This is a genomic window from Rasiella rasia, from assembly GCF_011044175.1.
In the GTDB taxonomy this organism is placed as follows: Bacteria; Bacteroidota; Bacteroidia; order Flavobacteriales; family Flavobacteriaceae; genus Marinirhabdus; species Marinirhabdus rasia.
This window is the reverse complement of record NZ_CP049057.1, coordinates 1296705-1318284: the sequence shown is the minus strand read 5'-3', so window position 1 is coordinate 1318284 and position 21580 is coordinate 1296705. Positions and strand designations below refer to the sequence as shown.

At 37.0% G+C, this 21580-nt stretch carries 19 protein-coding genes, 1 other RNA gene and 1 pseudogene; 10 read left to right on the top strand and 11 right to left on the bottom strand.

What is annotated here, in order from left to right:
• The first annotated feature begins 2 nt into the window (after nucleotides 1-2).
• From G5B37_RS05910 to G5B37_RS05890, 5 genes are all read left to right on the top strand, one after another.
• A complete protein-coding gene (locus tag G5B37_RS05910) occupies nucleotides 3-1421 on the top strand; it encodes an efflux transporter outer membrane subunit (RefSeq protein WP_164679136.1) in 1419 nt (472 codons plus the stop codon).
• A gap of 19 nt (nucleotides 1422-1440) precedes the next feature.
• Nucleotides 1441-2061 (top strand): MarC family protein, encoded by a 621-nt coding sequence (locus G5B37_RS05905; RefSeq protein WP_164679135.1) that lies wholly within the window; start codon nucleotides 1441-1443, stop codon nucleotides 2059-2061.
• A gap of 15 nt (nucleotides 2062-2076) precedes the next feature.
• A complete protein-coding gene (locus tag G5B37_RS05900; RefSeq protein WP_164679134.1) occupies nucleotides 2077-3927 on the top strand; it encodes a monovalent cation:proton antiporter-2 (CPA2) family protein in 1851 nt (616 codons plus the stop codon).
• Between the two features lie 259 nt (nucleotides 3928-4186).
• Nucleotides 4187-5038 (top strand): NAD(P)H-binding protein, encoded by an 852-nt coding sequence (locus G5B37_RS05895; protein WP_164679133.1) that lies wholly within the window; start codon nucleotides 4187-4189, stop codon nucleotides 5036-5038.
• A 102-nt stretch (nucleotides 5039-5140) separates the two neighbouring features.
• Nucleotides 5141-6283, top strand: a complete 1143-nt coding sequence (locus G5B37_RS05890) for an MBL fold metallo-hydrolase (RefSeq protein WP_263649854.1) — start codon at nucleotides 5141-5143, stop codon at nucleotides 6281-6283.
• 412 nt (nucleotides 6284-6695) lie between these two features.
• On the opposite strand, the gene ssrA is transcribed toward G5B37_RS05890, so the two are convergent.
• Nucleotides 6696-7095: a transfer-messenger RNA gene (ssrA, locus tag G5B37_RS05885) on the bottom strand.
• A 205-nt stretch (nucleotides 7096-7300) separates the two neighbouring features.
• On the opposite strand from ssrA, the pseudogene G5B37_RS05880 reads away from it, so the two are divergent.
• Nucleotides 7301-8516, top strand: a pseudogene (locus tag G5B37_RS05880) (NAD(P)-dependent oxidoreductase).
• Here the strand turns inward: G5B37_RS05880 and G5B37_RS05875 are convergent.
• From G5B37_RS05875 to G5B37_RS05840, 8 genes are all read right to left on the bottom strand, one after another.
• Nucleotides 8513-10483 (bottom strand): DUF3857 domain-containing protein, encoded by a 1971-nt coding sequence (locus G5B37_RS05875; protein WP_164679132.1) that lies wholly within the window; start codon nucleotides 10481-10483, stop codon nucleotides 8513-8515. The pseudogene G5B37_RS05880 and the gene G5B37_RS05875 sit on opposite strands and share 4 nt — an antisense overlap.
• 72 nt (nucleotides 10484-10555) lie before the next feature.
• Nucleotides 10556-11233: a DUF1361 domain-containing protein gene (locus G5B37_RS05870; RefSeq protein WP_164679131.1), complete on the bottom strand. Its 678-nt coding sequence runs from the start codon at nucleotides 11231-11233 to the stop codon at nucleotides 10556-10558.
• Nucleotides 11220-11582 (bottom strand): ribosomal maturation YjgA family protein, encoded by a 363-nt coding sequence (locus tag G5B37_RS05865; RefSeq protein ID WP_164679130.1) that lies wholly within the window; start codon nucleotides 11580-11582, stop codon nucleotides 11220-11222. The genes G5B37_RS05870 and G5B37_RS05865 overlap by 14 nt, the downstream gene beginning before the upstream one ends.
• Nucleotides 11583-11680: 98 nt before the next feature.
• Nucleotides 11681-13039: a cell envelope integrity protein CreD gene (creD, locus tag G5B37_RS05860; RefSeq protein WP_164679129.1), complete on the bottom strand. Its 1359-nt coding sequence runs from the start codon at nucleotides 13037-13039 to the stop codon at nucleotides 11681-11683.
• 12 nt (nucleotides 13040-13051) lie between these two features.
• Nucleotides 13052-13342, bottom strand: a complete 291-nt coding sequence (locus G5B37_RS05855) for a hypothetical protein (RefSeq protein WP_164679128.1) — start codon at nucleotides 13340-13342, stop codon at nucleotides 13052-13054.
• On the bottom strand, nucleotides 13339-13851 hold the full coding sequence (locus G5B37_RS05850) for a ubiquinone biosynthesis protein COQ4 (RefSeq protein WP_263649853.1): 513 nt from the start codon (nucleotides 13849-13851) through the stop codon (nucleotides 13339-13341). Before G5B37_RS05850 ends, G5B37_RS05855 begins: the two co-directional genes overlap by 4 nt.
• Before the next feature lie 46 nt (nucleotides 13852-13897).
• Complete coding sequence (locus G5B37_RS05845) at nucleotides 13898-14197, bottom strand: winged helix-turn-helix domain-containing protein (protein WP_164679127.1); 300 nt, start codon at nucleotides 14195-14197, stop codon at nucleotides 13898-13900.
• Complete coding sequence (locus G5B37_RS05840; protein ID WP_164679126.1) at nucleotides 14197-14805, bottom strand: hypothetical protein; 609 nt, start codon at nucleotides 14803-14805, stop codon at nucleotides 14197-14199. The genes G5B37_RS05845 and G5B37_RS05840 overlap by 1 nt, the downstream gene beginning before the upstream one ends.
• A 210-nt stretch (nucleotides 14806-15015) precedes the next feature.
• Between G5B37_RS05840 and G5B37_RS05835 the strand changes: the two genes are divergently transcribed.
• Entirely contained in the window at nucleotides 15016-15480 is a 465-nt protein-coding gene (locus G5B37_RS05835) for a DUF1801 domain-containing protein (RefSeq protein ID WP_263649852.1), read from the top strand.
• Here G5B37_RS05835 and kdsA read toward each other — a convergent pair.
• Nucleotides 15467-16285 carry a 3-deoxy-8-phosphooctulonate synthase gene (gene kdsA, locus G5B37_RS05830; RefSeq protein ID WP_164679125.1) on the bottom strand — a complete coding sequence of 273 codons (819 nt, stop codon included), beginning with the start codon at nucleotides 16283-16285 and terminating at the stop codon, nucleotides 15467-15469. The two genes, G5B37_RS05835 and kdsA, sit on opposite strands and share 14 nt — an antisense overlap.
• Nucleotides 16286-16521: 236 nt before the next feature.
• Nucleotides 16522-17907: a T9SS type A sorting domain-containing protein gene (locus G5B37_RS05825; RefSeq protein ID WP_164679124.1), complete on the bottom strand. Its 1386-nt coding sequence runs from the start codon at nucleotides 17905-17907 to the stop codon at nucleotides 16522-16524.
• Between the two features lie 149 nt (nucleotides 17908-18056).
• Between G5B37_RS05825 and typA the strand changes: the two genes are divergently transcribed.
• The 3 genes from typA (at nucleotide 18057) to G5B37_RS05810 (ending at nucleotide 21530) form a co-directional block, all read left to right on the top strand.
• Nucleotides 18057-19850 (top strand): translational GTPase TypA, encoded by a 1794-nt coding sequence (gene typA / locus G5B37_RS05820; RefSeq protein ID WP_164679123.1) that lies wholly within the window; start codon nucleotides 18057-18059, stop codon nucleotides 19848-19850.
• Nucleotides 19851-19948: 98 nt separating this feature from the next.
• Nucleotides 19949-20158: a hypothetical protein gene (locus tag G5B37_RS05815; protein WP_164679122.1), complete on the top strand. Its 210-nt coding sequence runs from the start codon at nucleotides 19949-19951 to the stop codon at nucleotides 20156-20158.
• On the top strand, nucleotides 20142-21530 hold the full coding sequence (locus tag G5B37_RS05810) for a class I SAM-dependent methyltransferase (RefSeq protein ID WP_164679121.1): 1389 nt from the start codon (nucleotides 20142-20144) through the stop codon (nucleotides 21528-21530). The genes G5B37_RS05815 and G5B37_RS05810 overlap by 17 nt, the downstream gene beginning before the upstream one ends.
• The last annotated feature ends 50 nt before the right edge of the window (nucleotides 21531-21580 follow it).

The following is a 21580-nucleotide window of genomic DNA, read 5'->3' as shown; positions in this document are numbered from 1 at the left end:
CGATGAAAGCAATTATAACATATAAAAATTTAAGAAAAGGTGTTTTAATGTTAGTCGTTGCACTAACATTACAAAGCTGTTTTGTAGCACAAGACTATGTGCGTCCAGAGTTAAAAACAGAAACTGAAGCACTCTATAGAACAGAAAATTTACCAACAGATAGTATATCTATTGCAGATGTGTCTTGGAAAACATTATTTACAGACCAGTACCTTCAACAATATATAGAAGAAGGACTGCAAAATAATATGGATGTACGTATTGCCATTCAGCAAATGGCTGCAGCCGAAGCTTTTGCAAAACAAGGGAAAGCAGGATATTTACCATCAATAGATATTGGTGCAAATTATACACATCAAGAACTTTCTGAGAACAGCCAGTTTGGCTCATTGTTTTCTGGAGGTGTAGATTCTTACGATGTGACGGCAAATCTTTCTTGGGAGGCAGATGTCTGGGGCAAAATAAGAAGCAATAAAAGAGCAACACAGGCGGCCTACCTGCAAAGTGTAGCGGGACATCAAGCTGTGAAAACTCAATTAATTTCAAGCATTGCAAATACGTATTATAATTTATTAGCTCTAGATGCGCAATTAGAAGTTACCAAGCAAACTATTGTTACAAGAGATAGTAGTGTTACAACTATAAGGGCATTAAAAGATGCCGGGCAGGTAACTCAAGTTGCTGTAGACCAAAATATAGCGCAATACAATAGTGCAAAAGCGTTGCTGGTGGATATTGAAATAGCCATTTTCAAAACAGAAAACACATTGAGTATTTTACTTGGCAAAGCACCACAAAATTTTGAGAGATCCACTTTAAACAATCAGAAAATAGATCAAGAGATTAAGCTTGGTGTGCCAGCTACGCTGTTAAGCAATAGACCAGATGTTATGGCAGCAGAGTATGGGTTAATACAATCTTTTGAGCTAACTAATGTAGCTAAGAGTAATATGTATCCGTCGCTCACGTTAACTGCATCTGGGGGTTTACAAAGTTTAGAGCTAGACAAGTTATTAGATGCTAACTCCTTATTTGCTACCATTATCGGTGGTTTGTCGCAACCACTTTTTAACCAAAGAAGTTTAAGAACACAGAAAGAAGTTGCTTTAGCACAGCAAGAACAGGCGTTACTCGACTTCAAAAAGACCTTGTTAGTTGCGGGGAGTGAAGTGTCTAATGCACTATTTACGCATGAATCTGAAACTAAAAAATTTGAATTTAGAAAAAATGAAGTTGAGGCTTTACGTACCGCCGAGGCTAATTCTGAAGAGTTGCTTAAAAATGGCTACGCCAACTATTTAGATCTGTTAACAGCAAGACAAAGTGCCTTAAGTGCGGAGTTGAATATAATAGAAACCCAATTACAACAATTAGTATCTATTGTCGACCTATATGAAGCACTTGGAGGTGGTTGGAGATAAATATAGAACTTAACGAAACATGGATAACTTAATCACATTTTCAATTGCTGTATTTACTGGATTCTTTGCAATAACTAACCCTATTTCTAATATGACCGTTTTTTTATCTTTAACACAGGGTGCAGATGAGAATGTAAAAAAAGGGATTAATAAGAGGGCAAACATTATAGCATTTGTCATAGTAACAGTTTTTGTTCTTTTGGGCAAATACATTTTTGAATTATTTAATATCAGTATTCCTGCATTTAAAATAACTGGAGGTATTTTAATATTTTATATTGGATTTGAGATGTTACAATCAAAACGATCAAATATGAAACACATTAACAATGTAAATGTTGATGAAAACATCGCTGTTTCTCCATTAGCAATACCCATTTTAGCGGGACCAGGAACTATTGTTACAGCAATGAACTTTGTGTCTAATGTCTCTACTTTAAAAATGCTATTAGTCATAGCAATTTTTGGGACTATGAGTTTATTAACGTATTTTACTTTTCGATTGAGTAGCCTTATAGTTAAGGTTTTTGGCAACAATGTGATTTCTGTAATTGGAAAAATTATGGGGTTAATTATTGCTATTATAGGTACAGGCATGATTATAGAAGGGATTAAGATTTCTTTTGACTTAATGTCCTAAATTGATGGTAAGAATATGACAGGAAGTATCCTTTTTGAAGCTATTGTTTTTTTAGCGGGAGCCATTGTTTGTGTGTCTATCGCCAAACGATTGGGTCTAAGCTCAGTGATTGGTTATCTTCTCGCAGGGGTGTTAATTGGACCTTATGTTTTAGGTTTTATTGGAGAAGAAGGTGATGATATATTACACTTTGCCGAGTTTGGTGTAGTTGTTATGCTGTTCTTAATTGGCTTAGAAATAGAACCTAAAAATTTCTGGAACATGCGAAAAACAATCGTTGGCATGGGAGGAATACAAGTTGGAGGAACAATGATACTCTCATTCGCCTTGTTTACATTGTTTGGATTTGATTGGGAAGTTGCCCTGGTAATAGCAATGGCTGTGTCTTTATCTTCTACAGCAATAGCAATGCAAACTATTAAAGAAAAGGGGATGATGGATACAACCTCTGGGTACTCTTCGTTCTCTATTTTATTGTTTCAGGATATAATCGTGATCTTCATGTTAGGCCTTATTCCTCTGTTGTCTAATACATCTGAAGCAGCATCTGGAGATGCGCATGGAACGCAGATTAATTTACTAGATAGTTTGCCCATGGGATATCAAACGTTAGCCATATTTTTATCTGTTGTGATTATTATAGTTGCTGGTAAGTATTTAATTGCGCCCATGTTAAGAAAAGTTGCTAGATCTGGAGTTAGAGAACTGTTAATTGCGGCTGCTTTTTTAATTGTTTTCGGAATTTCATATCTAATGGAAATTGTAGGGTTAAGCCCTGCTTTAGGAGCCTTTTTAGGGGGAGTAGTGCTTTCAAATAGTGAATTTAGACACGAACTAGAAAGTACACTCCAACCATTTAAGGATCTCATGCTCGGCTTGTTTTTTATGGCTGTTGGCGCATCAATAAATTTTATTGTTATTGCTAAAAGTCCACTAGCAATAGGTGGTATTATGATTGCAATTATTGTTTTAAAAGCTGTTGTCCTCTTTGTAACTGGAAAGGTTTTTAAACTTAAATTAGATCAAAACTTATTGCTTACGTTTGGTCTAGCTCAAATAGGTGAATTTGCATTTGTCCTCCTATCATTTGCGTTTCAATCTAATATTTTAGAACAGGAACAAATGGACATGATGTTAGTAGTAACTGCATTAACCATGTCTTTAACACCAATAATAGGTATTATTAATGAGCGTTTAATTCTGCCGAGAATTGGCACCAAAGAATCAATTAAACGCCCAATGGATCATATAGCTAAAGCCCAAAAAATAATATTGGTTGGCTTCGGACACTTTGGAAGTACCGTAGGGCGCTTTTTGAGGTCGCACGGTGTTGAAGCAACAATTTTAGACCAGGATTCAAATCGTGTAGATTTTCTTCGAAAAATGGGTTTTGAAGTGTATTATGGGGATGCTACTCGTATGAATTTATTAGAATCTGCGGGCATTGCTGATGCTAAAATATTAATCTGCGCGATTGACAATCCAGACGTTGCTCAACAAATCACAAAACGTGTAAAAGAAAAATACCCGCATGTAGAACTTATGATTAGAGCACGAAATAGATACGATGCATATGAGCTGCTTAATCTGGGTATGGAAAATATTTACCGTGAATCTTTAGAGACCTCATTGAAGCTTGCCAGTGATGTATTAACCAAGGTTGGTTTTAAAGAAGAAACATTAAAAATGCAAGTCCAAAATTTTATTAAGTACGATGAAGAAAGTTTAAGACGTTTGGCTAACGAACCAGAACTTGATGATTCCTATATTTTTAAAGCTAGAAAAGAATTAGAACAACAAGAAAAGTTATTAAATGAAGATTTTAAAAGAGGTATAGTAGATTTTGATAACCAATCAGAAGGGTGAAAATTTTAGAAGCCTTTTAATACTCGCAAGTATACTAATACGTAATAAGATAAAACCAATATTTGGCCTTTTGTCTACTATTCACATGCGTAACTTGCTGTTTAAGTATTGTTTAGCAGTGGCGGGAGCCAGAATAATATATTATAGACATATGTAAGGATTAAAATATGATGATTGAGATTTTCTTTTAGAATATTGAACTTATTATTCCATTCTTAATTGAAATTATAAATAAAAACGAAAAACATACTTAGAAAATATGAAAATCGCAGTAACATCGGCAAGTGGGAAATTAGGGGCTTCAATTGTGAAGCATTTAATAGATGAAATTGGAAGCGATCATGTAATTGGTATTGCTCGCACACCGAAAAAAGCACAGTATTTGGGAGTTGAGGTTCGAAAAGGAGATTACAATAATAAGGCAGAATTTGACGTCGCTTTACAAGGCATAGATACTGTGCTTCTGATTTCGGGTATGGACGATCCCCAAAAAAGAATTCAACAACATAGAAATGTAATTGAAGCCGCTATTGGTAACAGACTTAAGAAGATTGTGTATACCAGTATTGTAGGAGAGGAAGAGAAAAATGCATTTAGTCCTGTTGTAAAAAGTAACCGACAAACAGAAAAGGATATTCAAAATTCTGGACTTCAATGGGCCATTGGCAGAAACGGAATTTATATTGAACCAGATTTAGAGTACATCAAGACCTATGTGCAGGAGGGTGGAATTGTTAACTGTGCTGCTGAAGGAAAGTGTGCCTATACCAGTAGAGTAGAGTTGGGTATTGCTTATGCCAAAATGCTAATCGAAGAAGGACACAATGGGAATATATATAATCTTGTTGGAGAACCTATTACTCAAAACCAACTTGCAGCTACGATAAACCAAGTTTATAACACAAACCTTGTTTATAATTCAGTTTCTGTTCCAGCATATGCCGCCGAGAGGAAAGCAGCGTTGGGGGATTTTTTTGGAACGGTCATCGCAGGTATTTATGAGGGTATTCGAGAAGGTGCAAACGATGTTCCGTCTGACTATGAAAAAGTAACAGGAAGACCACATAAATCCACTTTGGAAATGGTACATGAATTTAAAAGCGAATTATAACGGTGCAAATTTTGACAAAAGCACTAAACGTGGGCAAAATTGAGGTGTTTGTTTATTTTGTTAATGGAAAGAACTACCTGAAACCACAAAATTGAAAAGTTAATGAACCATCTTAAAAAAGTATTAAAAAAGACAATGATTATTACGCTAATTATAATAGGAGTACTTGTGCTAAGTTATCTTGCATTTACCAATTACTACCCAAGCTTTGGGGGTGACGTTTCAAAACCTCGTCAAATTTCATATCAGAACTCTAAACAATTCAAAGATGGTAAATTTACGAACGTAAACCCTAGAGTTCCTAAAGAAATGAACTTTTCAGAAACAATGAGCGTTGTCTATTCCTTCTTTACGGCAAAAGTGCCTAATGGTCGGCCTAAAAGAGATTTAGATGTAAGTAAAGTAGATTCTCTAGCGGTGGCTAATTATAAGGGAGACGCCCGACTCATATGGTACGGACATTCGGCATTTTTGTTGCAAATAGATGGAAAAAATTTGTTGCTTGATCCAATGTTAGGAAAAGTAGCTGCGCCACATCCTTGGTTGGGAAGTAGCCGTTTTAATGAAAAATTCCCATTAGAAGTTGAGAAGTTACCCCAGATAGATGCCGTTATTTTTTCTCATGATCATTACGATCACCTTGACCATGAGTCAGTACTTAAAATTAAGGATAAAACAAAACATTTTTATGTCCCTCTTGGGGTTGGCGTACACTTAGAATCATGGGGAGTGTCTTCTGAAAATATTACTGAAATGGATTGGTGGCAGGAAACACAAATAGATTCATTAAAACTGGTGTGCACGCCAGCACAACATTTTTCTGGACGCAAATTGAATAATGGTCAAAGTACCTTATGGAGTTCTTGGGTAATCCAATCTGAAAATGAAAACCTATATTTTAGTGGCGACAGTGGATATGCAGCGCATTTTACTGAAATAGGGCAGAAGTATGGTCCCTTTAACCTTGCTCTGATGGAATGTGGACAATACAACGAAAAGTGGGCAGATATACATATGATGCCAGAAGAAACTGCTCTTGCGGGATTAGATTTAAGAGCAGATAAAATAATGCCTATTCATTGGGCAGGTTTTAAACTGGCGTTGCACGAATGGACAGACCCCATAACACGAGTAAAAGCTAAGGCAAAAGAATTACAGCTAGAAGTAATAACTCCACAAATTGGACAAGAAATTAAGATAAAGGATTCTGTGTCTAATTATACAGAATGGTGGAAATTTCAGTAAAAATTTCAGCTAGAAAACTAGCTTCTACTAATCCCTTAGTATGGCCTCAATTTTTTTTGTTGCCTTAGCACCTTCCCTCCAGAGTCATGGCAGATAGCTCGCATAGATTATACAACCTGATTCCATTTATACCAATTTCCAAATAGAACTGTCATTGCTTGCAATCCTGGTTTATAGAAACAACAAAGCCCAATCTAGCAATAATGCTTGTTGAGCTCATGTTTTTACATGCACAACCCAGTTGTGAAAGTTTAGTGGAGCCGGAGGGATTTAAGTTCCCACCTAACCAATGTTGCAAATAAAAAGCCATGAGCAGCGCTCTTGCTTTGTCATTTTATTTCAACGCTTTGAGCAAGCTCCGCGTTTTCATAAAACACAAAACCATCCGTGGCGGCGGATGGCTTTTTGAGTGTCGTGGAGCCGGAGGGATTCGAACCCTCGTCCAAACGTGCTGCGTTACAGCTTTCTACATGTTTAGTTTCTGTTTCAATTTTCGAGAGATTGCCGGTCAAAAACTACCAACGCACTCCTTATCCTCACTTAGATGTCTCAGGAATATCAAGGCACTATTCCCAATAGGTTTACTTTTACGAAGTCACTATATCAAAAACCGTAAACCAAGGTGTTTGAGTGACTTCCTGCTTGCCTACCTTGTAGGCCGAGGCGTAATCTTACTATAATTCAGATTATGCAGCTAGGGCGTAGTTATTCTCGCCGTTTAAAAAGTGTGAAAAATGAGATTTAAGAGCTGTTTCCCAGCGCTCTACATGCTTACCATACCACAAAACCCGCTGTCAAAACCAGTCGGCCCCATAGTTGAAAAAAATCCAACATTTCAAAAAACAAATTTCAAAGATTTATTAAAATAATACCAATAATTCTTTGGGCGTGACTCGCCGCGGCGAGTCGGGCTTTCATCGCTACACGGTAGCGTATTCAATCCCTCACGCGATTGGCAAAGATACAAGATTAATAGTATCTTCGTACCCCAGTTTAACATTTCAAAAAGTATACCAAATGTCTACCACCTTCGCTATCATTAAAGAACGTAAGAATCCGCCAGATCGTCGTGTCGTTTTTTTCACCTTCAGATTTAAAAGAAGCAGCTAAAAAATTTCCTGATGCGCGATTTATAGTAGAAGCAAGCGATGTGCGTGTCTTTCCAGATAAAGCATATACAGATGCGGGGTTTGATGTAGTGCAGGATGTTTCAAAAGCAGACGTAATGCTAGGGGTGAAAGAAGTGCCAGTAGAAGCATTAATACCAAATAAAAAGTATTTCTATTTCAGCCATACCATTAAAAAGCAACCGTATAATCGAAAACTGTTAGTGGCAATGTTAGAAAAGAATATAGAAATGTATGATCATGAAACTATTGTCAAACAAAGTGGTGCGCGACTCATTGGTTTTGGTCGTTATGCTGGATTGGTAGGGGCGTATAATGGCTTTAGAGCTTTAGGCATTAGAGATGGTTTATTTCAACTTCCAAAGGTTGAAAATCTAGCAGACCTAGATGCTGTTAAAGCCGAATTGGATAAAATCACGTTGCCAGCAATTAAAATTCTACTTACAGGAACAGGTAAAGTTGCCAAAGGAGCCAAAGAAATTCTAGATTATTTACAAATTAAACAGGTAAGCGATGCCTTGTACCTTACCTCAGAATTTACAGAGCCCGTCTATTGTATGGCAGACGTAATGGAATACAACAAACGAAAAGATGGAAAGGTAGGCGATAAGTATGCATTTTATAAAGATCCATCTGGGTACGAAAGCAACTTTATGCCTTATGCAGCGCAAACAGATTATTTTATCGCAGGGCACTTTTATGGAGACGGAGCTCCTTATCTTTTTACTCGAGAAGATGCCAAGAAAGCAAATTTCAGAATAAATTTAGTTGCAGATATCTCGTGCGATATAGACGGTCCTGTAGCCAGTACCATTCGCCCAAGCACTATAGCCAACCCATTTTATGGCTATGACCCGCAAACTGAGCAAGAGGTTGCAATGGATGCTTCTGGAGCCATTACAATGATGGCGGTAGATAACCTACCTTGCGAATTGCCAAAAGACGCCAGCGAAGGTTTTGGAGAAATGTTTTTGGAGCATGTGCTTCCTGCCTTTTTTAACGGCGATGAACGTGGTATTCTAAAACGTGCTAGAATGACTACTTCTGATGGCAAGTTAACAGAGCGATATGCATACTTAGAAGATTATGTAGCTGGAAACAATTAAATTTTTTCTAATACCATCACTTCCTTATTTAACATAGTTACTACCGTGTCAAAAAAGTCTTGCAAACTTTTATATTTTTCTGGTGTAAAATAATATTGGTTGAGTTTAAAACTAAATCGAACCGTGATTTTATCGCCAGTATTGCCGTAGACTACACTACATTCGCCAGCACCGTTAGGAAGCTTAACAATAGTGTTTTGGGGAGTCTCTACAACATTGTATTTGCCTTTTAAGTCGAGGCTCATTAAAAAAGTCTGCGATACAGGATACCCGAAATCTACTGGGTAGGTACGGTCTGTGAGCTTAAACGGATTTTCATTATAAAAATTAGTTAGAAAGAAAGGTGAGACATACCACTTTCCACCTGCGAGTTCTGGACTTATTTCAATAGTATAGGTCTCCTTTAAGTTTTCTGAAAGATTATTTAAGTGCTCAATGTTAAGTGATGAGATAGTCGCATCTTCAATATATTTTTGCTTTTCATTTTTAAATTCATTACTGCCATAAGAAGCAATTGCTATGCGTTCTACAACCGATGGATATCCAACATAGGTTTCTGCAACTTTACCAGTAATAGTATTTTCTTCTGTTAATTCTAGCTGCGCATTAATGTATTCTACATTCTTCTTCTCAGGAACAATATCTACCCAAAAACTACCCTCTTTTAAATCTAACACTCGGGCTTGGTGATTTAAAGCTTCTGAAGGCAAAAAGCCGAAGGGTATATATTTGCTGGTGGCATCTAATAGGTATTCCTTATCTCCAATTTTTAGATATACTATAGCATAATTAAAATCGGTAAGCACCGGGTATAGCTTGGTGGGTAACGCATGACTTCTAGTAGCGATAAGGGCTACTTTGGCATCTAAGTTGGCTACATTTAACGCATTTACAAGCGATAAATTTATTTCGCTACTATTGCCCACTTTTTCCTCAAAGGCTTCTTTCACACGTATGTCTGATAAAATTCGCTGTTTGCCATTGTAGTTAAAATGCTGTTGTATAAAGTAGAAAATACCCTTGGCTTTTGCTAAAGGATCGGCTTCAGAAAGTAGGGCTGGCGGCAACTTATTTTCAAAGAAATTTTTAGATCCCAATTGACGACCTAAATCTTTGTCGGTTCTAAACTCTTTGTCAACATCCTTCCACTCTTTGCTAACTTCGGTTTTGTTACCTTTAAAGTCGTAGTATTCTTTTAACTCGTATCCCACACGTGCCATGTAGTTTTTTTCAGAAAGCATGTAAGATTCCTTCTTAAAGGCAGGTACATCTTTCATTGCATAAACAGCTACTTCACAATCTGCGTTTACTTCATAACTAGGTATAAAAAAGCAGTCTTCTTTTAATGAAACTTCGTTTACTTCAAGTTTCAGCGTTCCTACTAAAGACCTTCTATAATTATAGTTTCCTGGTATTTCCGAAACAAATTCTGTGTATACTTTTGGCATGGTACTCTGAAAATCCCAACCGTCTAAGTATCCAAAAAAGGGTGATTCTATGGTGTAGCGGTATTCTAAGACACTACCATCTTGCACATCAGGAAATGTAAACCGTTTAAGGTTCCATTGGTTAACTTCATTTGTTGTGAAATAGGCATCTTTTGCTACATATTTTTTTACGCCCTTATTGTGCGTAATGGCTTCCACATTAGTGACTTTTTCTTTACTTGTACTTCCAATATAGTATGGAATACCAACACTCGCAGCTGTAAAGTTTTTGGCATCTAACACTTTTGTTTTTCTATGTACTTCTTTTATCAATCGCACATAATTACCAACCAATTTTACATAGGTTTTTCCTTTCTCAAACAACACAACACCCGCAGCTTCACTATCATTGGGATAAGAGGTCATAGTAAGCTCTAAACTTGTTGGATTGCCAAAATCTGCTGTTTGCCGTGTTTGTCCGAAGCTCGAAATTGAAGTTGTAATGAATAAAATTGCCAGAAAATACTGCTGAAACACCATGAATTTACTTTTTTTTTGAAAGATACCGTAAATGATGGTGAACCCTAAAATAATTTTTTAAAAAATTTGGAATTAATGACTCCGTAGTACATTTTTTCTGAGACTTATCTTTTTGTAAAATACATACCCAACCCATAAAAAACATCCAAATCCTATAGTTACGATCCACGCTCCCATATGTTGGCTTGGTTTAATTATAATTTGTGTGACTTCTACAACTAGTGAGATTGGGTCTTGAAGTATGTCCCATGAGTTAAAGCGTAAAAAACGTCCTAGATAAATACCAAATCCTGTTAAAAAGGGAATTGCAAGTAACATCCATTTTCTATACTTTCTAGCAAGAAAGCGAGTTGCTATGGCTTCCATTTGAAACATAGATTGCAAATAACAAAGCATGCCACCAATGGCAAATAAGCCTATTAGCAGGGCGTCAAAACCTAGTAATGTGGCTTTACTATGTTGTAAGTGAATAAGGTCTGTAAGTATGTAGGGCGCATTTGGAAGAAACAATAGCCAAACTATAAAAACAATGCTCACTGCTATTTTTGAAGCGTTTCGATACTGAAGAAGTATAAAAGATAGTACAAAGGGAATGACAGCTAGAAAGAGATTCCACACTAGAAATAAAAAGAAAAATGAGTGTGTAATTTTAAGCCGAATCATTAATGCAAATAGACTTACCACCGTTATCGCAATAAGTGGAAACAGGGTGTAAAAGTGTGTGTTTATAAAGTTTTTAATCTTTTCCATAAGCTTGATTTTTTTCTAATAATAGTGTGAGAACACCACCTACTCCATAAGCCAAAATGTCTTTCCAGTCGAAGGTGGTGCCCAGCACTATTTTAAGTAGTGGTGATTGTATGTTTAAGTGTTGAAATAGCCCTGAGTATTGTAGTAGTTCAATACCTAAAGCAATGGCTAAAACAGCTCCTAAAAGGTACACTGTTCGCCATTTTATAAAAATTCGTAAGAAATAGTACAACAACGGAATGACCAGTACATCTCCCACAAAGCCTCTAATGAATTTGTGGAAGTGAAAAATAGCAATGGCTACTTCGGTTACTAGCAGTAAGATGAAAAAGGTTAAGGTGCGTTTCATTGTTTTAGTCATTTAGTAGTTGTGCGTAGTATTGTCAGGCTTATTTCAGTTGAACAGTTATTTTAACTGAATCCAGCCTGACAATTTAATTTCTTGTTTCATTCGTTTCCGTTCCCCCAGTCAATTTTCCGCGAAGCGAACATAATTATAGCAAGAATTGCAAAAAGACCAATGCTGCCAACTAACAAAGCATAATTTTCAAGCTGGATAATAACATAAATAAATCCGTACAACGATGCTAAAGAAAGACATACTAACAACGGAAATTTGAACCCTTTTAATATCGCTCTTGAGTATATTGTAACAAGGGCGAGTACCGATACCGCTGCTATGGCATAGGCTTTTAAAAAGCTACTATGCTCGCTAATAGAGATGAGTAAGGTATAAAACATGACCAAGGCCAAACCAATCATTACGTATTGAAATGGATGAATATAAAGTTTGCTAACGAGTTGAATAAGCAAGAAAACAAGCAACGTAAGACCTATTACCATAAAGCCATACTTGGCGGTGCGCTCACTTTTTTGATATTCGTCTATGGGTATAATAAGATTGGTACCAAAGGCAAAACTTTTTAAGTCTGGAATAGTATTTAAAAACACCTGTTCAAACTGGCGGTTAATTTGAAATACCTCCCAGGCTGCTTTAAATCCGTTTTCTGTAATCTCTCGTGATCCATCTACTGGCAAGTATCGTCCATTAAAACTTGGCGATGGCCAATTAGAGGTCATGTTAACTTTGGTTTCTTTCCCTACCGGGATAAACTGTAAATATTCGCTACCATTAACTTTCATGCTGCTAGAAAAGGAAATGGGCTGATCTGTTTTTGCCGTTGCTTCGGAAATTGCCTTACTTTCTAGTGTGTTTAGATAATTGTTAGAAAACTTAGGGGCGAGTTCTAAATGATCGCTGCCTATAGAAATTTCCATGGTATTTCTAATTCCTTTAAGGTTTGAAGTCATAAGAACCACCGAAATTTTGTCCCATAAAATAGCGTCGTCTGCGATGTTTTGATCAGTTAAATTAATCGCGGTAAAAGTACCCGTAATATCCATGTCGGCAGTGTAGACCACAGATTCATAAATGCCCCGCTTAAGTGGCTCTTCTTTGCTATTTGCCGCGGCGTTTATGTTTAACGTTTCGGGTAACATATACGCGTATTTTACGATGGTTTCTGTGATGGTCTGATAGGTTTTTGTTTGCTCAATAAACACGCGTTCTTCTTTGTAGGTTTTGTAAGGAACTTTCAGCATAGGGCCAGAAAGCACAACTTCGTTTCCCCATTTTTCATTAATTTCTCTAACTACTTGTGCTTGCCTTAGAGAACGTTCATAAATAAGCGATTGTACAAATTCTAAAGGGATTAGTAAAACCAATAGTAAAAACCCCACTACGAGCATGCGAGCGGTGATTGAGTTGCGTAACCAGTTTCCAAATCTGTTTTTTTTCTGTTCCATGATACTGTGATTTTAGATAAATGAATATTCAAATAAGATGTATGCGTATGCGTAAGCTATTGGGGCATTTATAACAATGATTGCCATAGACTTTAAAATCGCTACTTTCTGTTTTACTATAAACAGTTTTACGGCAAGTGCTAAGAGAACAATTAGGTTTACTACTATGGCAATGCATACATAGTAAAAGCCAAGCATTGGCAGATTGTGATTGTCTACGCTTACCAATTGCAATAGAAATAATATGGTGCCTAAGGTGAATGAGACTATGGCAATGGCTGAAGAAGTTTGTAAAGTGTTCATATAGCTGAAATTTGAGTGGATTTATACGTTATAAATTGTTTTCTCATTGCTTCTGAAAAAATCATGTCCTGAAATTGGTGGAACGGTACTGGAAGCACTTGTTTATAATCGAAATGATGGAATGTTCGGGCATTTTTCCCGAAGCGATATGCTTTTATGTAAAGGGAAGCATAATCGGGTAATATTAATGTGCCTAAAAGTAAGACGCCAAATAAGTAGGGGGTACGCTTGCCATTTGCAAAGCAGATGTATTGTAGGGCAATTTCCTCTTCTACGGTGGTGCCCATACCGGTAAGCACGTGGTAGGCGTCGTGGCGTTCTACCTTCGGAATGAGCTCAAATCCATTTTGATTTAAAAACGTTCCTAAATGATGACCAAAGGTATGGTGGGACATTTGTAACAATTCTTCTGTTGTAATATTCCAAGCTTGTTTATTCTTAAACCTGCAATAAAGCATCATGGATTTTTCGAAGAGCCAATTAATAAGTTGTTTTCTAATCTTTTTCATAAAGTACTTTGTATTTCAAAGTAAGTGTTTAAAAAAATAGCTTTCGCTATGCTTTGTTTTTGTGAATAATCTTTTCTAAGGCATCAATATGCTTTTTAAATTCTGCTTTTCCCAAGGGGGTTGCACTGTATCGGGTGTTTGGTTTACGACCAATAAATTGTTTTTCTACTAAAATATATTCCTCTTTTTCTAGGGCTTTTATATGACTTGCCAAATTACCGTCTGTAACGTCTAGCAGTTCTTTTAACCGATTAAAATCGGCCTCATCGTTCACCACGAGTATAGACATTATACCTAAACGAATGCGGTGATCAAATAATTTATTTATGTTGTCTATAATGCCCACTACTGCTTTTTTTCTTGAACTAACATTAGGCTTCCATAGATAATGTGCATAACTCCAAAACCAATCACCCAAAGCCAAAAACCGTAGCCAGGATAGAAGGCACAAATAAGCCCTAAGACGATTTCAGTATAACCAAGATATTTAATGTTACTAAATGTATATTTAGAAGCATTAATTAATGCAAGGCCATAAAATATAAGCATTAACGCACCTGTCTGTCCATATTTTTGTTGGTTGAGAATAATAAGAATGTAAATTCCTCCAGCAATCATAGGAACTAAAAAACTCCATAACAGCCGCTTGGTCGAGGCGTCCCACATACGCACACCGTCTTTCTTTGCTCTCCTAGTGGTAATAAAAATAGCAGTGATTACACTTAGAAAGGCAATTAGAAATAAATCTAAGACTATAAGTTGAAATACATATCCGTCTAAAATTAAATAGTCTCTCCCAGAATTTGAAACTATGTAATAGGCTACTGCAGCTCCAATAAGTGCATATAATCCGGCAAATATTCCGGCCCAACCACTCAATGAAATAAATCGAGACGATTTGTTCATCAAATTCTTAATCTCGCTGATGTCTTTTAGATAATCTTGCTCACTCATATAAAAGTACTTTGAAAAACAAAGTAAAGTATAACTTCTCATATTTCCTACTCTTCTCAAGAAATTATTAAATTATTAACAACCTGAACATAAAACAAAAGAGGGTTTTTCCTGTATAAAATACAGGAAAAACCCTCTTGTATGGTTCTTCAAATTTTTGGACTTTTGATAACAAATAAGCTGATAGTTTTTAGCCATATTTTAAAACCTTTGTCATTATTGATTGGGGAGTCAATAGTTACAAAGGTACTTCACAAAGGTCGTCTTCAGGGCGACCTTTTTTTATATTCTAGAAACAACTATTTTAGTCGTATGAATCCAGCAGAGCAATACATTTTAGAAAAGCCCGAGCCGTTTAGGTCTATGTTGCTTGAAGTACAAGTGTATATAGAGCAGACGTTACCCGATTTCGATTTGCTGTACAAATGGCGATTGCCCATTTATTATAGCGAAGACTGCCCAATTTGCTATTTAAATGTTACAAAAGGGTATTTAGATGTATGCTTTTGGGCGCGCACCGCATTTAATGTGCATTTAGATGTTCTTATTGCTGAAAAGCGAAAATTTGTAAAATCACTACGCTATTACAAACCCGAGGATATAGATGGCAAAATTTTAATAGAATGCCTTGAGGAGGCCTATAGAACCAAAACCAAAGGTTTTACAGCTGGTTAATGGTTTTGCGTATGGCTGTTAAATCTGTGAGTAATTTTTCTAAATTGGCAAGATCGAGCATATTGGCACCGTCACTCTTGGCATTTGCAGGATCAAAATGAGTTTCTATAAAGAGTCCGTTAGCGCCTGTAGCAATTCCTGCTCGTGCAATGGTACTTATCATTTCTGGTCTCCCACCTGTTACTCCCACACTCTGATTGGGTTGTTGCAGACTATGCGTTACGTCTAAAATAACGGGAGCATATTGTTTCATGGTAGGGATACCTCTAAAATCTACAATCATGTCTTGGTAGCCAAACATGGTGCCTCGATCTGTAATACACACTTGGTTGTTACCGCTGTCGGTTACCTTTTTTACGGCATGTTGCATACTCTCGGGGCTCATAAACTGCCCTTTCTTAAGATTTACAACTTTGCCCGTTTCTGCCGCGGCGACCACCAAATCGGTTTGGCGCACTAAAAAGGCCGGAATCTGTAATACATCTACATATTCGGCAGCTAACGCAGCATCACTAGCTTCGTGAATATCGGTTACTGTAGGAACTTTAAATGTTTCAGAAACTTTTCGAAGAATTTTTAGCGCTTTTTCATCGCCAATCCCCGTAAAACTGTCTATACGACTGCGATTCGCTTTTCGGAAACTTCCTTTGAAAATGTAAGGTATCTCAAGCTTGTCGGTAATGCTTACCACTTTTTCAGCAATGCGTAAAGCCATATCTTCACCCTCGATGGCACAAGGGCCAGCAAGTAGAAAAAAGTTGTTGGAGTTGGTATGTTTTAACTGCGGAATCTTTTCTAAGTTCATAGGTAATATTGAATATACAAAGATAGTAGTTTTGCGTAAGGGATAGCAGCGGCATCCTTTTTTTGTGCATTGAGTAGGCGAAATGTACTAAAAAAGATATAGCGTATAGCCCGACCTTTTTAATGATTTAGACCGGGCCTAATTGTTTCTAGGTATGTGAACAGCATTAAAAAGGGAACGCCCAAAAATGACAAACTACCTGAATACATTTTACAAAAATTAGTGGTGTGAAGAGCTTACTTCTTAATTATCTTATGCATGTTGCTGATGCCCGAATCTGTTTTAATATCTATAAAATATACTCCCGCCGGAATTGTGCTAATGTCTATAAAATCAGGTTTTTGAAAGTGATAGATGTCATTTCCTAATACATCATGTACTGTAGCAGTTTCTATAATTTCTGCGGTTTTAAAATATAAAATACCTGCTGTTGGATTTGGATAGAGTTGGGTGCTAATAATTTTGCTTTCCGAAACGTCAAGAATCCCTGTGTTTTTATACCAAGCAACAGTGTTATTTCCTAAGGAAGGAACAACAATATCAATTAAACCATCTCCATCAATATCTGCCGATTTGGTATCCCTCGGGTAATCTGTTTCAGTTGTTGCAATCCTTTCGAACAAAAATAATCCAGATCCGTCATTTTCTCTCCATGCAATTGTATTTGTGGTGCTATACCAATAGTAATGATCCTTATCGCCATCGTCATCTAAATCTGCAAAGTAGTAAGGGGAATATAAATTGAAAATGAATTCCGGATTGTCAAAATTACCTTTGCCATTCAAATTTGCTAGCACATAATTAATTTGTCCAACATCGTCGTGTTGGGTATTAATAACTATGTCTTCCAGTCCATCATTGTTGTAATCAACTAATTCCATGTATAATATACTTGTCCAATCAGATGCAAAAAAGTTAAATTCATAGATTGTATGTTCTACTAAATTTGAGTTTCCGTCATTCTCATACCATACTATTTTGGAAGGACTATAGCTTTCTAGTGACGTCAAAATATCTAGGTCGCCATCACCATCTATATCTATTGGTATAGGGTCGAAATAATCAGCGAAATTAGTTAAAAGTAATTGCTCTGGACCAAAATTACCCTCACCATCTGTATTTTCATACCAAACAAATCTTCCAGTAAATGTATCGGTAGTCGGAGCTAAAATATCAAGGTCGCCATCGTTGTCAAAATCCAGCATGTCAATGTCGGTAATAAAATCAAAAGCGATTATTAGATTTTCATTACCAAAGTTTCCCTCGCCATCAAGATTTTCAATCCACCTAATTTCTCTCGGATTATTAACCAGAAAAATAATATCGAGATCTTCATCATTATCAATATCGACAAATTCAATAGCTAAATAGATTGCTTGAACATCTGTTATTAATTGTTCCGGTCCAAAATTTCCAAGGCCATCTAAGTTTTGAAACCAAACTAATTCATATGGTTCTCCTTTTGCTGCAACTACGTCTATAAAATCATCACCATCAATATCAATAGGGAAAACTCTGTACGCATTTACTATTTCTGAAGATATAATTTGAGCTGGCCCAAACTGAGCCTGCGATGTCAAGAAGCAGCACAAAAAGGCTGTTAAGATTAGCGTTGTTTTCATAGGGGTAGCATTGCCAAGGGGAGCATAATATTCTTAAAGATATCAAATATTAATTACACCGCTGAACCTGAACGTAAAACAAATGAAACATTTAACATTAAATTGATTAAGTATCACTACTTTTGCACCGCCTAAAAACGGCCTTAGTTATGGAAATTAAAAACATCGCCATTATCGCACACGTAGACCACGGTAAAACAACCTTGGTAGATAAAATTATGCACCACTGTAGTCTTTTTCGTGAAAACGAAAAAACAGGAGAACTTATCCTAGATAATAACGATCTAGAACGTGAACGCGGAATTACCATTACGTCTAAAAACGTATCGGTTAAATACAAAGGAACTAAAATCAATATCATCGATACACCTGGTCACGCCGATTTTGGAGGTGAGGTAGAACGTGTACTTAACATGGCAGATGGTGTACTACTTTTAGTAGATGCCTTTGAAGGCCCTATGCCTCAGACACGTTTTGTACTGCAAAAAGCAATAGACCTTGGACTAAAACCATGTGTTGTTGTAAATAAAGTTGATAAAGAAAACTGTACACCAGACGAAGTACACGAAGCTGTTTTTGACCTTATGTTTGAATTGGGCGCAGAAGAATGGCAGTTAGACTTCCCAACCGTATACGGTTCGGCAAAGAATAACTGGATGAGTGACGATTGGCAAAATGAAACAGAAAATATCGAGCCTCTTCTCGATATGGTTTTAGAGCACATTCCAGCACCTAAAATTGAAGAAGGTACGCCACAACTACTAATTACATCACTAGATTACTCTAGCTTTACAGGAAGAATTGCTATAGGACGACTTCTTCGTGGTACGTTAAAAGAAAACATGCCTGTTTCGTTAGTAAAACGAGATGGCGCTATTAAAAAAACACGTATTAAAGAAGTACATACGTTTGAAGGGCTAGGTAGACTAAAAGTAGACGAGGTTCAAGCAGGAGATATTTGTGCGTTGGTTGGTATTGACGGATTTGAAATTGGAGACACTGTAGCCGATTTTGAGAATCCTGAAGGACTTCAAACCATTGCAATTGATGAGCCAACAATGAGCATGTTGTTTACCATTAACGATTCGCCTTTCTTCGGAAAAGACGGAAAGTTTGTAACCTCACGCCATATTAAAGACCGTTTGGCAAAAGAATTAGAAAAAAACCTTGCACTTCGTGTTGAAGACACCGGTAGTGCGGATAAATTTATGGTTTTTGGTCGTGGAGTATTACACCTTTCTGTGCTAATTGAAACCATGCGCCGTGAAGGTTATGAGCTTCAAATTGGGCAGCCACAAGTAATCATCAAAGAAATTGATGGAGTTAAATGTGAGCCAGTAGAAGAATTAACCATAGACCTTCCAGAACATGTAAGCGGACGTGCCATAGATATGGTAACCATTCGTAAGGGAGAAATGACCAGTATGGAAGCCAAGGGCGAGCGAATGATTTGTAAGTTTATCGTACCTTCTCGTGGTATTATCGGGCTGCGTAACCAATTGCTAACCGCTACGGCTGGTGAGGCAATTATGACGCACCGTTTCTTAGAATACCAACCACTTAAAGGAGGCATTCCAGAACGCCAGAATGGTAGTTTGGTTTCTATGGAAAACGGCTCGGCAATTCCGTATTCTATCGATAAGTTACAAGATCGCGGACGCTTCTTTGTAGATCCGGGAGAAGATATTTACGAAGGACAAGTTATTGGTGAAAATACACGCCAGGACGATATGACAGTAAATATTACCAAAACTAAAAAGTTAAGTAATGTGCGTTCTTCTGGAGCAGATGACAAGGCTAAAATTGTTCCTGCCATTAAGTTTTCGTTAGAAGAAGCATTAGAATATATACAGAAAGATGAATACGTTGAGGTAACTCCAAACTTCCTTAGACTGCGTAAAGTGCACCTAAAAGAAGTAGACCGCAAACGTAACAAGCTGTAAACTTTAAGACTTGAAAACGGGCAGTTTTGCCCGTTTTTTAGTTTATTTGTTGTCAATTTTAATTAAAAAAGGTTCTCACTACCTAAATAGCTAAGCGTATGAATTTTTTGTATTTCGATCCGGGAATAGGTGCAATGATTGTGCAAGCTGTAGTTGCTGTCGCTGCAGGGGTTTTATTGTTTTCAAAAGGTGTGTGGTATAAGGTTAAAGCATTTTTCGGTTTGATGAAGGAAGATGAAGATACCTACGATTCCATAGACATAGACGATAACGACTCTGAAACCGATACCGATGAGCACAAACAATAATACCCACCAAGCTTCATTTAGAGACCCTTCGGGATACATGTTTCACGATGGCGACACCCTAAGGCGTGTTATCAACCCTATCTACTTTCCGCAGTATACAAAATTGAAAGAGAGCGGTTTTTTTGATACACTCATCAAACAAAACATACTCATACCCCATACCGAAACTTCGGTTGCAGATGATAAAATTATCATCACCCCAGAACATATTCCTTTTATTACCAATCCGTACGAGTGGAGCTTTCAGCAGTTTAAACATGCAGCGTTGCATACGTTAAAGCTTCAGAAATACGCTTTGTCTAAAGGATTTATTTTAAAAGATGCTTCTGCATATAACATTACGTTTCATAAAGGAAAGCCTGTATTTATAGATACGCTTTCATTCGATTTTTATGAAGAAGGCACACCTTGGAGAGCCTACAAACAATTTATTACACACTTTTTCGGTCCGTTGGTTTTAGCGAAATACCATGGAGCCGATATCTTTAAAATGTTGCAAACGCATATCGATGGAATTCCAGTAAAGCTTATCGCTTCTTTATTACCTGGCAAAACCAAATTAAGTGCAACCATACACACCAATATTCATTTATTGGCAAAGATGGAAAGTAAGCACAGCGAAGATTACAAGGCAGAAGCTAAAGTAGCCAAGCTGTCTAAAAAAGCACAGAGCAATATCTTAGAGAGTCTTTTTAACTTCATTAAGAAATTAGAGCTTAACGAAAGTACCGAGTGGGGCAATTACTACGATAAGACCAATTACGAGGTTGCTGCCTTTGAAGGAAAAAAGGAATTAATCCGTGAGTGGGTTACGCCTTTAAATCCGCAGCGATTGATAGACGTAGGTGGCAACGACGGGACCTTTGCGAGAACAGTCTTAGATAAAGTACCTGACGTTTTAGTTACAGACATAGATAGCAATGCTGTAGACTACAATTACAAACAACTGCAAGAAAACAACGAATCTAATATGTTGCCCTTCGTTTGTGATGTTTTACAACCAGCTCCGGGCATTGGCTTTAATAACACAGAACGTAACTCATTATTAGATCGCCTGCAAGAGTATGCGCCAGATGTTACTATGGCGTTGGCGTTAATACATCATATCACCCTCTCTGGTAATGTGCCTTTTGAGAAGTCTGCCGAGTTTTTTGCAAAGTTTTCTAAGAAACTGATTATTGAATTTCCGAAACGAGAAGATTCTTGGGTAGAAAGTCTATTGGTGCGGAAACGTGAATTTATAAACCATTTCGACTTTTACAACGAAAAGGAGTTTGAAATTGGCTATGAACATTACTTTACAATCGATAAGAAAGAAGTGGTACCTGGTACAAAGCGTGTACTTTATCTTATGAGTCCGAAAAATTTATAATCCGTACCTTTTTATACGGCTAATTATTTTACTGAAATTTTAAGTGTTAC

Excerpts from the sequence above, each read along its gene's own strand:
- G5B37_RS05910 (WP_164679136.1), top strand. The coding sequence starts at position 3 with ATGAAAGCAATTATAACATATAAAAATTTAAGAAAAGGTGTTTTAATG.
- G5B37_RS05905 (WP_164679135.1), top strand. The coding sequence starts at position 1,441 with ATGGATAACTTAATCACATTTTCAATTGCTGTATTTACTGGATTCTTT.
- G5B37_RS05900 (WP_164679134.1), top strand. The coding sequence starts at position 2,077 with ATGACAGGAAGTATCCTTTTTGAAGCTATTGTTTTTTTAGCGGGAGCC.
- G5B37_RS05895 (WP_164679133.1), top strand. The coding sequence starts at position 4,187 with ATGAAAATCGCAGTAACATCGGCAAGTGGGAAATTAGGGGCTTCAATT.
- G5B37_RS05890 (WP_263649854.1), top strand. The coding sequence starts at position 5,141 with ATGAACCATCTTAAAAAAGTATTAAAAAAGACAATGATTATTACGCTA.
- G5B37_RS05875 (WP_164679132.1), bottom strand. The coding sequence starts at position 10,483 with ATGGTGTTTCAGCAGTATTTTCTGGCAATTTTATTCATTACAACTTCA.
- G5B37_RS05870 (WP_164679131.1), bottom strand. The coding sequence starts at position 11,233 with ATGGAAAAGATTAAAAACTTTATAAACACACACTTTTACACCCTGTTT.
- G5B37_RS05865 (WP_164679130.1), bottom strand. The coding sequence starts at position 11,582 with ATGAAACGCACCTTAACCTTTTTCATCTTACTGCTAGTAACCGAAGTA.
- creD (WP_164679129.1), bottom strand. The coding sequence starts at position 13,039 with ATGGAACAGAAAAAAAACAGATTTGGAAACTGGTTACGCAACTCAATC.
- G5B37_RS05855 (WP_164679128.1), bottom strand. The coding sequence starts at position 13,342 with ATGAACACTTTACAAACTTCTTCAGCCATTGCCATAGTCTCATTCACC.
- G5B37_RS05850 (WP_263649853.1), bottom strand. The coding sequence starts at position 13,851 with ATGAAAAAGATTAGAAAACAACTTATTAATTGGCTCTTCGAAAAATCC.
- G5B37_RS05840 (WP_164679126.1), bottom strand. The coding sequence starts at position 14,805 with ATGAGTGAGCAAGATTATCTAAAAGACATCAGCGAGATTAAGAATTTG.
- kdsA (WP_164679125.1), bottom strand. The coding sequence starts at position 16,285 with ATGAACTTAGAAAAGATTCCGCAGTTAAAACATACCAACTCCAACAAC.
- G5B37_RS05825 (WP_164679124.1), bottom strand. The coding sequence starts at position 17,907 with ATGAAAACAACGCTAATCTTAACAGCCTTTTTGTGCTGCTTCTTGACA.
- typA (WP_164679123.1), top strand. The coding sequence starts at position 18,057 with ATGGAAATTAAAAACATCGCCATTATCGCACACGTAGACCACGGTAAA.
- G5B37_RS05815 (WP_164679122.1), top strand. The coding sequence starts at position 19,949 with ATGAATTTTTTGTATTTCGATCCGGGAATAGGTGCAATGATTGTGCAA.
- G5B37_RS05810 (WP_164679121.1), top strand. The coding sequence starts at position 20,142 with ATGAGCACAAACAATAATACCCACCAAGCTTCATTTAGAGACCCTTCG.